The organism is Paenibacillus sp. J22P90, from assembly GCF_059692195.1.
Genome location: NZ_JCAUAY010000006.1, coordinates 258,263 through 271,039 on the forward strand (window position 1 = coordinate 258,263; position 12,777 = coordinate 271,039).

The 12,777-nt window shown below is 49.6% G+C and carries 12 protein-coding genes and 1 pseudogene; 10 read left to right on the forward strand and 3 right to left on the reverse strand.

Going from position 1 to position 12,777, the window contains the following annotated elements; all coding sequences use genetic code 11:
- Positions 1-115 precede the first annotated feature (115 nt).
- The 3 genes from AC58UX_RS21285 to AC58UX_RS21295 all read left to right on the forward strand — a co-directional run bounded on the left by AC58UX_RS21285 (position 116) and on the right by AC58UX_RS21295 (position 3,873).
- The gene (locus AC58UX_RS21285; RefSeq protein WP_497256379.1) at positions 116-1,339 is read left to right on the forward strand and encodes an MFS transporter; all 1,224 of its coding nucleotides are present in this window, start codon (positions 116-118) and stop codon (positions 1,337-1,339) included.
- Complete coding sequence (locus AC58UX_RS21290; RefSeq protein ID WP_497256381.1) at positions 1,336-2,178, forward strand: aldo/keto reductase; 843 nt, start codon at positions 1,336-1,338, stop codon at positions 2,176-2,178. The genes AC58UX_RS21285 and AC58UX_RS21290 overlap by 4 nt, the downstream gene beginning before the upstream one ends.
- Positions 2,179-2,298: 120 nt before the next feature.
- Positions 2,299-3,873 (forward strand): catalase, encoded by a 1,575-nt coding sequence (locus tag AC58UX_RS21295; protein WP_497256383.1) that lies wholly within the window; start codon positions 2,299-2,301, stop codon positions 3,871-3,873.
- Between the two features lie 353 nt (positions 3,874-4,226).
- On the opposite strand, the gene AC58UX_RS21300 is transcribed toward AC58UX_RS21295, so the two are convergent.
- On the reverse strand, positions 4,227-5,135 hold the full coding sequence (locus AC58UX_RS21300) for a ketopantoate reductase family protein (protein WP_497256385.1): 909 nt from the start codon (positions 5,133-5,135) through the stop codon (positions 4,227-4,229).
- A gap of 173 nt (positions 5,136-5,308) precedes the next feature.
- On the opposite strand from AC58UX_RS21300, the gene AC58UX_RS21305 reads away from it, so the two are divergent.
- Complete coding sequence (locus tag AC58UX_RS21305) at positions 5,309-5,896, forward strand: TetR/AcrR family transcriptional regulator (RefSeq protein WP_497256387.1); 588 nt, start codon at positions 5,309-5,311, stop codon at positions 5,894-5,896.
- A gap of 298 nt (positions 5,897-6,194) precedes the next feature.
- On the opposite strand, the gene AC58UX_RS21310 is transcribed toward AC58UX_RS21305, so the two are convergent.
- Both AC58UX_RS21310 and AC58UX_RS21315 read right to left on the reverse strand, forming a co-directional pair.
- A complete protein-coding gene (locus AC58UX_RS21310; RefSeq protein WP_497256389.1) occupies positions 6,195-7,211 on the reverse strand; it encodes an SDR family oxidoreductase in 1,017 nt (338 codons plus the stop codon).
- A 32-nt stretch (positions 7,212-7,243) separates the two neighbouring features.
- Positions 7,244-7,735: an SRPBCC family protein gene (locus AC58UX_RS21315; protein ID WP_497256391.1), complete on the reverse strand. Its 492-nt coding sequence runs from the start codon at positions 7,733-7,735 to the stop codon at positions 7,244-7,246.
- Positions 7,736-7,916: 181 nt separating this feature from the next.
- On the opposite strand from AC58UX_RS21315, the pseudogene AC58UX_RS21320 reads away from it, so the two are divergent.
- The 6 genes and pseudogenes from AC58UX_RS21320 to AC58UX_RS21345 all read left to right on the forward strand — a co-directional run.
- Positions 7,917-8,564 (forward strand): annotated as a pseudogene (locus tag AC58UX_RS21320) (ABC transporter ATP-binding protein); the annotation flags it as partial.
- A 79-nt stretch (positions 8,565-8,643) separates the two neighbouring features.
- A complete protein-coding gene (locus AC58UX_RS21325) occupies positions 8,644-9,438 on the forward strand; it encodes a DUF2705 family protein (protein ID WP_497256393.1) in 795 nt (264 codons plus the stop codon).
- 73 nt (positions 9,439-9,511) lie between these two features.
- Positions 9,512-10,210: a response regulator transcription factor gene (locus AC58UX_RS21330; RefSeq protein WP_497256395.1), complete on the forward strand. Its 699-nt coding sequence runs from the start codon at positions 9,512-9,514 to the stop codon at positions 10,208-10,210.
- 1 nt (position 10,211) lies between these two features.
- Positions 10,212-11,147, forward strand: a complete 936-nt coding sequence (locus tag AC58UX_RS21335; RefSeq protein ID WP_497256397.1) for a sensor histidine kinase — start codon at positions 10,212-10,214, stop codon at positions 11,145-11,147.
- Between the two features lie 15 nt (positions 11,148-11,162).
- The gene (locus tag AC58UX_RS21340; protein WP_497256399.1) at positions 11,163-12,113 is read left to right on the forward strand and encodes an ABC transporter ATP-binding protein; all 951 of its coding nucleotides are present in this window, start codon (positions 11,163-11,165) and stop codon (positions 12,111-12,113) included.
- Positions 12,082-12,762, forward strand: coding sequence for an ABC transporter permease (locus AC58UX_RS21345; RefSeq protein WP_497256401.1), 681 nt, complete (start codon positions 12,082-12,084; stop codon positions 12,760-12,762). Before AC58UX_RS21340 ends, AC58UX_RS21345 begins: the two co-directional genes overlap by 32 nt.
- Positions 12,763-12,777: the final 15 nt, after the last annotated feature.

The window sequence follows — 12,777 nt, forward strand, 5'->3', positions numbered from 1 at the left end:
ATGTATAGGCACTAAAAAGTACCTACCTTACTTAAAAGTACGTACTGTTCATTTTGACTAAGATACTTGATAATAGCACTTACCGGCCGGGACATACAAGTTTGGAGTGAATGCTATGAAACAAGAAACGAATCGAAATACGCTGGCGCTGCTTGCCCTTGCGGTTAGCGCCTTTGCCATTGGCACAACCGAGTTTATCAGTGTCGGACTGCTTCCGCTCATTGCTGAAGACCTTCATATATCGATCACAGCTGCAGGTTTAACCGTCACTTTATATGCGCTAGGCGTTACTTTCGGCGCACCCATCTTAACGTCCCTGACATCCAACATTTCACGCAAAACGCTGCTCCTCTGGATCATGCTTGTCTTTATCGCAGGTAATCTATTAGCAGCTACAGCAAGCGGCATCGTCGCTCTCTTAATCGCTCGCGTCGTATCTTCCCTGGCGCACGGCGTCTTTATGTCGATTGGCTCGACCATCGCCGCCGATCTCGTGCCCGAGAACCGCAGAGCCAGCGCGATTGCGCTCATGTTCTCGGGGCTGACCGTGGCCACCGTGACCGGTGTGCCACTGGGCACGTACCTCGGCCAGCAGCTAGGCTGGCGGGCCGCGTTCTTCGCCATTGTCGCGGTCGGCGTGCTCGCGCTAATCGCGAACCTTGTCTTGGTGTCCGCCAATTTGCGCAAAGGGACACGCACACGACTTGGCACACAGCTGAAGCTGGTTACGAATGGCCGTCTGCTGCTCGCCTTCTCGATTACAGCCCTAGGTTACGGCGGAACGTTCGTGGTGTTCACGTATTTATCTCCGTTATTACATGAGATCACGGGGTTTAAAGAGCATACCGTTGCGTTAATCCTACTCCTGTATGGAGTTGCTATTGCGATCGGTAATGTCATCGGAGGACGCGCCGCGAATCGTAAACCGAGCAAAGCTTTGCTGATCATGTTCTTATTACAGTCTCTCGTACTGTTCCTGTTTATGTTCACAGCGCCGTTCAAAGCCGCGGGCTTAATTACCCTCTTTTTCATGGGATTACTCGCCTTCATGAATGTGCCCGGGCTGCAGATTTATGTCGTTCAACTCGCTGAGCGATTCGCACCTGAAGCTAAGGATGTCGCATCAGCCTTCAACATTGCGGCATTTAATGCCGGTATTGCAGGCGGAGCATTCCTTGGCGGTGTAATCACCGATTCCATCGGACTCATTCATACCACATGGGTAGGTGGATTGATGGTTTTCGGCGCTGTATTACTTACCCTTTGGAGCCGCAATCTAGAAAAAGCAGATCAACTACAACGATCACAACCAACCATTTTAGGAGGAATAACACAATGACAAACAACCTACAATCCACAATCACACTTCACAATGGCGTAACGATGCCCTATCTCGGCCTTGGCGTATTTAAAGTAGAGGATGGCCCCGAAGTTGTGCAAGCTATAAAAGCAGCCATCAAAATCGGCTATCGCAGTATTGACACCGCGGCGATTTACGGCAATGAAAGCAGCGTGGGACAAGGAATTCGCGAAGGGTTGGCTGAACATGGCCTGACAAGAGATCAACTTTTTGTAACGTCAAAAGTATGGAATGCCGATCTCGGTTATGAGTCTACGATTGCTGCCTATGAAGCTAGCTTAGCGAAGCTGGGCTTAGACTATCTCGATCTATACCTCATTCACTGGCCAGTTCAGGGCAAATACGTGGAGGCGTGGCGAGCGCTAGAGACGCTTTATAAGGAAGGTCGCGTCAAGGCGATTGGTGTGAGCAACTTCCAGATTCATCATTTGGAGGATGTGTTGAGTACCGGGACAATTAAACCGATGGTTAACCAAGTGGAGCTTCATCCCCTTCTCGCTCAGACTGACTTGCATGATTTCTGTAAAAAGCATGACATTCAATTGGAAGCTTGGTCCCCGCTTATGCAGGGTCAGCTTTTGGATAACCCTACGTTGAAGGCAATCGCTGAACGTTATGACAAATCCATTTCCCAAGTCATTCTGCGTTGGGATTTCCAACGTGGCATCGTGACGATTCCGAAGTCCACGAAGGAGCAGCGCATTCTCGAAAATGGATCGATTTTCGATTTCGAGCTAACAAACGACGATATGGCGGCGATCAATGCGATGAATCAGAATCTGCGCGTTGGCCCGGATCCGGATAATTTTGATTTTTAATGTGGTGATGAAGCCCTGCCTCCTTTCTTCGGAAAGCGGGAAGGGCTTTTTGCTAGGAATAATTCCCTTTTTAATGGCAAATATTACTTCTAACTACGGTTAGGAGGATGCACTGGGACTATGAGCAATGATAATAAAGATCAAACCAATATGACCCTAACGAACCGACAAGGCCATCCGATTTCGGATAATCAAAACATCCGCACGATTGGCAATCGCGGCCCCTCAACGCTCGAAAATTACCATTATATCGAGAAGATTTCCCATTTTGATCGGGAGCGTATTCCAGAGCGGGTCGTACATGCGCGCGGTGCCGGGGCTCACGGGTATTTCGAGGCGTATGGAACGGTCGGCGACGAGCCGGTCTCTACGTATACGCGGGCTAAGCTTTTTCAGGAGAAGGGGAAGCGTACCCCTGTTTTTGTGCGGTTTTCAACCGTGGTGCATGGCACGTACTCGCCAGAAACGCTGCGTGATCCGCGCGGTTTTGCGACGAAGTTTTATACCGAGGATGGCAACTGGGATTTAGTCGGCAATAATTTAAAAGTCTTTTTCATCCGCGATCCGTTAAAATTCCCTGACATGGTGCACGCGTTTAGACCGGATCCGGTCACCAATCTACAGAACCCGGAGAAAATGTTCGATTTTGTCTCGAATACGCCAGAAGCGACACATATGATCACGTTCCTCTTCTCGCCGTGGGGCATTCCGGCCAACTATCGGGAAATGCAGGGGTCTGGCGTTAATACGTACAAGTGGGTGAACCAGAACGGGGATGCCGTGCTTGTGAAATACCACTGGGAGCCGCTGAAGCAAGGGATAAAAAACTTGAGACAGTCCGAAGCCGAGGCGATTCAAGGCAAAAATATTAGCCATGCCACGCAGGATTTGTATGAAGCGATTGCACGCGGCGACTATCCAGAGTGGGAGTTGTGTGTGCAGATTCTCAGCGACGACGACCACCCTGAGCTCGATTTCGATCCGCTTGACCCGACCAAGCTGTGGGATCATGAGAAGATTCCTTTCCGGAAGGTAGGCAAAATGGTGCTAGATCGCAATCCGGAGAATTATTTTGCTGAGGTGGAGCAGGCTGCTTTCGGGACGGGGGTGCTCGTCGATGGCCTCGATTTCTCGGACGATAAGCTCTTGCAGGGTCGAACGTTCTCCTATTCAGATACGCAGCGGTATCGTGTAGGGACGAATTATTTGCAACTGCCGATCAATGCGCCAAAATCGCCTGTCGCGACGAACCAGCGGGATGGGCAGATGACGCTGATGGTGGACAAAGCTGCTGGGCAAAATCCGCATGTCAATTACGAGCCCTCTTCACTCGGCGGGTTGCAGGAAGCAGCGCCTTCGGGCAAAGAGCATCAGCCGATGTACAATGATCGTCTGGTGAGGGAGAAGCTCAGCCGCACGAATGATTTTGCCCAGGCGGGCGATACGTACCGCAAGTTCGAGGATTGGGAGCGCGATGAGCTGATCGCGAATTTGGTGGATGCTTTGAAGATCTGTAAGCCTGTGATCCAGGAGAACATGATCAAGCATTTTGGTCAGGCCGATCCGGATTACGGGCGGCGGGTGTCGGAGGGGCTCGCTCAAGCGAAGGTAGCGACGGAGCATTTGGGCTCCGTTGCCGCGCAGGCTGGCGCGGAGTTGGCGGAAACGGCCGGACGTCGGACGGACGGCTATTAGTGTAGGAAAGGCACCCGGGGTGGGTGCCTTTTTGGTTTTGCGGAGCCGCGGCGCAGCCGGCGGGTTGGGCTTTGTGGCCGCGGCGCAGCGCGGCGGGTGCGGGGCGGGGATTAGCTGGAAAAACTCCAGCTATTTCCCCCGTTTTTCCCGAAAAAAGCTGACTAACTGGAAAAACAACAGCTAATCTATCACGTTTCAGCCATTCCATCGCCATTACGCAGAATTAGCTGGAGGAAATCCAGTTATTCACTCTGTATCCAACTTTTTGGCCAAATTAGCTGCAGAAAATCCATCTATTTCGGCAATCGGCGTCCAAGCCAAAAGCGACCTACCATTTGGCACTCATCTAGCAATCACTTGGCATTCATCTGCAAAAAACCAACCAAATCCCTATGCAAAGCCTCCACTTCCGCTTTCATATTCATCGCATGATCGCTAAAGAGAATATCTTTTACAAGCTTCGTTTGCAGTAATTTCCGCATCAGGAAGGTTAGCAGCCAGGTTGGGCAAAGCTGAAGGATGTTGAGCTTGGATGGCACAATCGCAACCCCAGCTTGCTCCAATGAACGCAAATAGCTCTTGAGTGTCAGAACCATCTCGCGCACGGACGCTTTACTAGTCGCTGTTGCATGATCTTTAAAACCGTTCTCGGTATACATATCCTTGGATAAGGCCACGATGAGGGCGACATGCGTCTTTTGCATGGCATCCATCTCTTTTGAAATGGTAAATGGCAGTTTGCTCCTTGTAAAAATCGTCCCTAACGCGCGCAGCCTCGCCGTGATCTGGCCATGAATCTCGCCGAACATCGTAGCTTGCATCGCTTTCGGCCCGAATTGGGCATAAAGAACGCCATCCTTGATCTCGCCTCCCGCGCTCGGAAAACCTGAAATGATTCTCCCCGCACCTACAATCCGCTCCCAAGAGGCGTATCCGATGGGATTATTGATCATGGTTACGATGTTCTTGCTCTGGTTATCCTTCAGCGCCATGAGGGCTGTTTCCGCTTGTTCATAGCGAACCGGCACAAAAATGTAGTCATACGTATCCGTTGGCTCCAGTTCTCCAATGACATGTACGTCGATGGATTGGATGGACCCTTTTTCATGATATCTCAGACGATGCTCTCTCAAATCTTGCAGTCGCTTCCCACGGGCAAGCATGGTGACGTCATAGCCAGCTTGTACAAATTTGACAGCGTAAGCACTACCGATAACCCCTGCTCCAAAAATTAATATCCGAATTCCGTTGTTAACTGACATCTATTTATCTTCCTTCCTTTGACCATCTATCCAACACGTGTTGTTAAAGCAACTTCTGTATGATAGGATTTTAATATACGAATAATGATCCTACAACCAGCAATGTTGCCCTTGTGTTGCCTAGTAAACACTTGAGGCCATGTGTTGTTTTAATAGAAAGGAATTTCCCTCCCATGCAGCTAAATGACACAGATCCACGCGTCCTGCGAACGCGGAAATTAATCATCGACGCTTTCCTCGCCTTAGTAAATGAGAAGAGCTTTGAGTCCATAACGGTAAAAGATATTGCTGAGCGAGCCACAGTAAACCGCGCAACCTTCTATGCGCATTTTCAGGATAAGTACATCTTATTGGAGCATATGATCGCCGAAGCGTTTCAACTGATGGTCTCCAATCGACTTCCATCTGGCCAAAGCTTAACGGAAGATTCTGGCCGAGAACTCATTATGGCGATATGTGAATACCAAGATGCTGTCTATAAGCAATGTAAGCTCGATACTTATACATCGATGGTCTCACTCGTAGAGTCCACTGTCCGACTACGTATTCAACATATCGTGCGAACCATGCTAGAAAGCAACACCGTCATAACGGGAAGGGATCGGGATAGAATCGCACTGGTAGCTACGATGATCAGCAGCTCCATCTTTGATGCCACGAAATTGTGGATGATGGAAAATCAACCGGAGGCTCCAGAAGCGGTCGTGGAGAAAATACTTCCCTTCGTTTTAGCAGGAATGCGGGCCTCATTGGCGCCGTAAACGAAGAAAAACCGTCAGTGAAATTGAACTGACGGTTCTCTTGGCTGAGAAATGCAAAAGTGCAACTTTTCTCTATTAAATACACGATTTCAGCTAAAATTAATGCGAAAAAGCATCAATTTTTGTGTTTTCTGCACTTTTTGGACCTTTTCGACCCCAAAAGATGCCTTTTTGCAATTATTTAAAACATCTAAATGATTACTTGTGTAAAGGATGCTCTTTTGCATCTTGCTACCTGCACCGGGCCTGCACCATTCTTATCCAAAGAAAGACACTCTCAACCGAGAGTGTCTTTGTATTATTCTATGATAACTCTACGCGCAGCCTCTAACGCGCCAACGACTTTATCACACCACACATCAAACTCCTGATCTTCACGCTGAAGCTCAGGATTAGCCAAAATATTGGCGATGGTGCGCTTGATTCCTTGATCAAATCGGGTGGTAGCCACGAATTCTGGCACAAGCCGCTTCAGCTTCGAATTATCGAAGACAACCGAATTCGCCTTATCCCCTAGCAAGCCGCCACGGTAATCCTGTGTGCTAACCGCATCCAGGAACTCAGACGCCACATGCACCGCCTGAAGCTTCACGCCAAGCGCATCTGCGATCGCTTCGTAGATCTGATTCCAAGTCAGCGACTCGTCTGACGTGATATGAACGGACTCTCCGATCGCATGGAGATTGCCCATGAGCCCGATGAACCCTTTGGCGAAATCGCTGTTATGCGTCATCGTCCACAAGGAAGTACCGTCACCGTGTATGATCACTGGCTTATTTTCCAGCATGCGCTTCGCCACTTGCCAGCTCCCCTTTGCCCCGTGGACACCAAGTGGAATAGAGCGCTCGTCATACGTATGACTCGGTCGAACAATCGTGATCGGGAAGCCCTGCTCTCTATACTGCTTGATCAAATACTCTTCGCAAGCGATTTTGTTTCTGGAATAAGCCCATAATGGGTTGGATAATGGCGTGCCTTCGGTAATACGATAATCGGACAATGGTGTCTGATAAGCGGAAGCCGAACTAATGAACATGAACTGCTTCGTTTTCCCCGCAAATAGGCGGTAATCCCGCTCCAGCTGCGAAGGCTCAAACGCGATAAAATCCGCGACAACATCAAACGATAAATCCTCGATCAGCTTGGCCACGAGAGCTTCATCGTTAATATCCGCTTGCAGAATGCGCGCCCCTGCTGGCAAGTCCGCATTGCGCGTGCCTCGATTCAATAAATACAGCTCACACCCTGAGGCTAATAATTGCCTAGTGATGGCCGAGCTGATGGTACCTGTGCCCCCAATAAATAGCGCCTTCATACGATCGCCTCCGTCTCTTTATTTACAGCACCTTATGCCTGATGGGTCATGTAGGGCTCTGTAAGCTGCTTATATTTCTCATACCATACAGCCCATACTTCTTTACGCGAAGCGATGGTTCTCCCCTCCAGCAAAGCCTCGATCACATCCAGGCACACATGCCAGCCCGCCAAATCTCTCGGCGTATGGGTCGTTATTTTATGTAAATGCTCACTAAAAACCAATCGACATCCGCCATCTGACTCTGCATATAGCTCAAATCGAACCCGGTCCTCGTCCCAAGTGTAAGACAGAACGGCACATGTTTTAACCTCTAGGATGTTTATCGGAATAACTGTCCCATCTGGCATATGAAACTTGATGATACCGCCTGCTCGCAGCTCCTCGACCTCAAGTTCCGGGAACCACTGCACCAGCTTTTCGTTCTCCGTTAACCATGACCAAACGTCCTCTACAGAATGATGCCAATGACGCTCATATAGCGCTACGTAACCGCCTTGAACCGGCCCAAAATCAGCTAGCATGTGATTCCTCCTTTGGTTTCTACCTATGAACGGATAACCACTTTTTCCTAGTTTCATATTACCTGTAGTTGCTAGCTCAATCAAGAAATTCGCTCCGAAAGACTTTCGTAAGGTTTAGGAAAGAGTCTTGCAACGTGTGTTCAGTAAGATAAACGTATGAAACTTTATTGGAGGTACGCACATGAACACACTGGGCATTCAACCCGTAGTCGAAGTACGCCAGCTGACGAAACGGATTCGAAATAAAAACATTGTCGATCAGATCAGCTTTGATCTTTTTCCTGGGGAGGTATTCGGCTTTCTCGGGCCAAATGGGGCCGGCAAAACGACCACCATCCGCATGATGGTCGGTCTAATCGGAATGAGCGACGGGGATGTCGCTATTCATGGTCACAGCATTCGCAGCTCCTTCCGGGAAGCGATCCGGCACGTCGGTGCGATTATCGAGAATCCCGAGCTGTATAAGCACCTCACGGGGATGCAAAATCTAAAGCAATTCGCCCGCATGGTGGCAGGAATCCCGCAGAGCCGCATCGACGAGATCGTGCAGCTTGTCGGGCTGACCACCCGCATTCACGACAAAGTGAAGACGTACTCGCTCGGCATGCGCCAGCGGCTAGGTATCGCTCAGGCCCTGCTGCACAAGCCGGCTGTGCTCATTCTCGATGAGCCGACCAATGGTCTTGATCCGGCGGGCATTCGTGAAATGCGCCTGCTCGTTCGCAAGCTCGCCGCTGAGGAAGGCATTGCCGTGATGGTGTCCTCTCATCTCCTTGCCGAAATGGAGCAAATGTGCGACCGCTTCGGTGTTGTGACGGAAGGGCGTTTGCGCGTGACCTTCTCGCAGGCGGACTTACGATCGCAGACACTCGAAGAAAAGTACATCGGACTTACGGAGGTAGCCCACTATGCGTAATATCACAACACTTGTATGTAATGAATTCATTAAAATTTTCACCAAAATCAGCAATTGGGTCTTGCTTGCATTCGTGCCGATCCTTACTATCGCCGTTGGCTTACTCTGTCGATATTCGGGCGAAGATGAGCTTACCGTGAACAATGTGTGGGAGTTCATGGACTTGATCCTCTCCGTCATTCCGAATCTCATGGATATCGTCACCTTGTTTACGATTATCGTTGCCGCGGGCATTGTGGCCTCCGAATTCTCCGGCGGTACGATCAAATTGCTGCTGATTCGCCCTTTTAGCCGATCCACGATCCTGTTTGCCAAATTCCTCACCGTCATCCTTTTTGGAATTGGACTTACCTTGTTGCTCTTGCTGTCTGCGTACTTAACGGGAGGTGCTCTTTTCGGATTCGGTGGCGGTTCTGAGCTGCATGATGGAGGTATTTACTCCAATGTTGCTTACGTCTGGCAAGCGGTTGGCTACAGCGGTATCGAACTGCTCGTCATGGTGACACTCGCTTTCATGTTCTCATCCGTTTTCCGTGCTAGCTCTATAGCGATCGGTGTTTCTCTGTTCTTCTTACTGACGGGGGCACAGCTTGCCTATGTCCTCAAACAATTTGAGTGGTCCAAATTTCTGATTTTCGCCAATACGAATTTGCTTAGTTATCTCGACGGCAGGCCGCTCATGCCTAGTATGTCACTCTCTTTTTCATTGATTATGTTGGCGGGCTATCAGCTTCTTTTCCTTGGCCTTGCTTGGTACGTGTTCGCGAAGCGTGACGTTTCGATCTAAGGCGGGTGTGGTTTCAATATGCGAGAGGAAAGCAGTATACTGAAAGCACATGAAGACAAAAGGTGGAAACGACATGTCTAATCACATTTTGCTTGTAGAAGATGACCTGGCCATCGCTGAAATGGTCGCAAGCCATTTAAAGAAAGAGAGTCTCACCGTGAGTCATGCCCCAGATGGAGAGACGGCGCTGCGGCTCTTTGCCGAGGAAGCTTTTGATATCATCCTGCTTGATCTGATGCTGCCGGGCGTGGATGGCATGGAGGTCCTGCGCAGGGTGCGGAGCGGAAGCACGGTGCCTGTTCTCATTCTGTCTGCGAAGGACACCGATGTGGAGAAAGCGCTTGGCCTCGGCTTCGGGGCTGACGATTATTTGACCAAGCCCTTCTCTCTCATTGAGCTCTCTGCACGGGTCAAAGCAATGCTGCGACGGGCGTCTCAATATGCCAGTCCGCCTGCTAGCGCTGAGCGCACCCTCTTACGCATTCATGAGCTCACGCTTCATCCCGATGAGCATCTCGTGACCAAAAATGGAGTCCCTTTGGGCCTCACGGCGAAGGAGCTTCTTATTTTACAACTGCTGATGTCGCATCCCAAACGCGCCTTCTCCAAAGAGCAAATATATAATTCGGTATGGAATGACGCTTACTATGATGATGTGAACGCCATTCAGGTCCATATTTCCCGCCTCAGAGAGAAAATTGAAGACGACCCTGCGAACCCTCGGTACATTAAGACCGTATGGGGGATCGGTTACAAAATGGGGGATTTCTAAGATGAACCTGCTTGGGCTTAGTGCATGTATCCTACTCGGGATTCTTGTCATTCTGCTAGTCAGACATAGAATCAAACAAGCGCGCGAGCTGCGGTATTTGGGAGATAAGCTGACCGACATTCTGAACAAGGAATCCTCGGAGAAAATTCTGCTTCATACCGATTCCCCTCAGCTCCAAGGCTTGTTAATCGTCATTAATCGGCTCTTAGAGGCGAATCGCAAAGTCGAAGCAGACTACACCCGCAAGGAATACGCCATTAAAAAAATGATCGCCAACATGTCCCATGACCTGAAAACACCGCTTACGGTTGTGCTAGGTCTGACGGAAACGCTGGTACATGACCATTCCGCCAGTGATGAGGAACGCCTACGTCTCTCCCTCAAAGTTCACGAGAGAACGCTTGATATTTTGAATTTGACGAATCAGTTTTTCGACCTAGCGCGGCTGGAATCGGGGGATCGTGCAGTCCCTTTGACCAAAATCAATCTCAGTGAAGCATGCCGGAACGGTATTCTATTTTATTATGAGCTGATCGAAGATCAGGGGCTTGAAGTGGATGTATCCATACCCGAGGAGCCGATCTATGCCTATAGCAATACAGAAGCGCTCGGGCGTGTGCTGCAAAACTTGTTATCCAACGCGATCCGTTATGGAAACGATGGCGGTATTGTCGGCATTACGCTGCGACAAGATGCGGACAGCGTCTATATCGACGTCTGGGATCGAGGAAAAGGTATCGGCGAGCACGACCGTGTGCATGTTTTTGAACGGCTATACACGCTGGAAGATTCCAGAAATCCGACCTATCAAGGCAGCGGCCTAGGTCTAGCAATTACGAAGCGACTGGTTGAGCTTATGGAGGGGAGCATTACCCTGCACAGTATTCCCCATGAAAAGACCGTGTTTACGGTCCGCTTTCCCACACTCCGCTTTTGAAAGGAAACCGATCTGATGAGCATTATTCTTCAAACGAAACAATTAACGAAACGGTTCAAAAAGACGGAAGTCATCTCCTCTGTCAATATGCGAGTTCACCGTGGCGAGATCTATGGCTTTCTCGGGCCCAATGGTGCGGGGAAAACGACGGTGATGCGCATGATTACGAATCTAATACCCCCAACAAGCGGAGAAATCGAGCTATTCGGCGCTCCCCTGACGCCCCACTCCTATGAAACGATGAAACGAATAGGCAGCATTATCGAATATCCGATCTTTTATGAACATCTGTCTGCACGCGGTAACTTGGAGCTGCACTGCGCCTATATGGGCTATTATGATAAAAAAGCAATTAGCGAAATGCTTGATCTCGTCGGACTATCCAATATCGGCAACAAGCCGGTGAAAGATTATTCGCTCGGTATGAAGCAGCGGCTTGGCATCGCTAGGGCAATATGTACAAAGCCAGAGCTGCTCATCTTAGATGAGCCTGTGAATGGCATGGATCCATCGGGAATCCGGGAGATCCGCGATCTGTTTCGCATGTTGAGCAAGGAATATGGCATGACGCTGCTCATTTCGAGTCATATTTTGCAGGAGATGGAGCAACTTGCCGATACGATTGGTATCATCAGTCAGGGCAGACTGCTCGAAGAGGTTTCGATGGAGCAAATCCGTGGACGGCACAGCGAATATATCGAAATTGTCGTGACCGACGTGCGTCGGGCTGTGCTTGTACTGGAGGACCATTTAGCTATCACCAATTATAAAATGATGGACCGCGGCACCGTTCGGATCTACGATCCAAGCCTTGCACCTGCTGAGCTGAACCGCTTGTTGGTACAGCATGAGATCGGCGTCGAGGCGCTCAACAAGAAGACACGCTCCCTTGAAGACTATTTCCTCGGATTAATCAAAGAAGGAGGAGACCGAGATGCTGTGGAAGCTCATCCTGCTGGAAATTAAGAAAACCAAATGGCGCGGATTGTTGCTAAGCCTTGTGATCACTAATCTTATGCTCGCCCTGTGGGTCGTGGGCAGTGATGTGCCGAGTAACGAAGTCCATACGTATGACCGTGCCTTTCTGAGCATTATGAATTATGCGGGGATCACCTTGATCATCTTCGCTTCGGTACTTATGTCTCGTATGGTCATCGACGAGTATCGGAACAAAACGATTACGCTCCTCTTCGCTTACCCTGTGCCTCGCAACCTGATCTTCCTCGCGAAGCTCATCATTATTGGCGTTTGGACCTTTGCAACGGTGCTGCTCGCTAACGTCTTCATCATTGCCGCGCTCCTGCTCGCCAATTCGCACTACCACTACATTACTGAACCGCTGACTCGCGATCGAATGATCACAGAAGTGATTCGAATGCTGATTTTCGCCTTCTCATGCGCGAGTGTATCGTTAATTCCGCTCTATTTCGGCATGATTCGGAAGACGATGCCTGCCTTGATCGTGAGCGCATTTATTCTATCTAATTCCTCGATGGTGATTATCAATAACATGTCCGTCGATCAAGGTTACGGTAACTTCATAGTGGCAGCTTTGATGTGCTTTGCCCTCGGTGTTTTCATGGCTTACGCGGGCGTGCGAAGGAGTCAGTTATAGAAAAATTTCCCACAC

Coding starts and splice junctions, on each gene's coding strand:
- AC58UX_RS21285 (WP_497256379.1), top strand. CDS start 116: ATGAAACAAGAAACGAATCGAAATACGCTGGCGCTGCTTGCCCTTGCG.
- AC58UX_RS21290 (WP_497256381.1), top strand. CDS start 1,336: ATGACAAACAACCTACAATCCACAATCACACTTCACAATGGCGTAACG.
- AC58UX_RS21295 (WP_497256383.1), top strand. CDS start 2,299: ATGAGCAATGATAATAAAGATCAAACCAATATGACCCTAACGAACCGA.
- AC58UX_RS21300 (WP_497256385.1), bottom strand. CDS start 5,135: ATGTCAGTTAACAACGGAATTCGGATATTAATTTTTGGAGCAGGGGTT.
- AC58UX_RS21305 (WP_497256387.1), top strand. CDS start 5,309: ATGCAGCTAAATGACACAGATCCACGCGTCCTGCGAACGCGGAAATTA.
- AC58UX_RS21310 (WP_497256389.1), bottom strand. CDS start 7,211: ATGAAGGCGCTATTTATTGGGGGCACAGGTACCATCAGCTCGGCCATC.
- AC58UX_RS21315 (WP_497256391.1), bottom strand. CDS start 7,735: ATGCTAGCTGATTTTGGGCCGGTTCAAGGCGGTTACGTAGCGCTATAT.
- AC58UX_RS21325 (WP_497256393.1), top strand. CDS start 8,644: ATGCGTAATATCACAACACTTGTATGTAATGAATTCATTAAAATTTTC.
- AC58UX_RS21330 (WP_497256395.1), top strand. CDS start 9,512: ATGTCTAATCACATTTTGCTTGTAGAAGATGACCTGGCCATCGCTGAA.
- AC58UX_RS21335 (WP_497256397.1), top strand. CDS start 10,212: ATGAACCTGCTTGGGCTTAGTGCATGTATCCTACTCGGGATTCTTGTC.
- AC58UX_RS21340 (WP_497256399.1), top strand. CDS start 11,163: ATGAGCATTATTCTTCAAACGAAACAATTAACGAAACGGTTCAAAAAG.
- AC58UX_RS21345 (WP_497256401.1), top strand. CDS start 12,082: ATGCTGTGGAAGCTCATCCTGCTGGAAATTAAGAAAACCAAATGGCGC.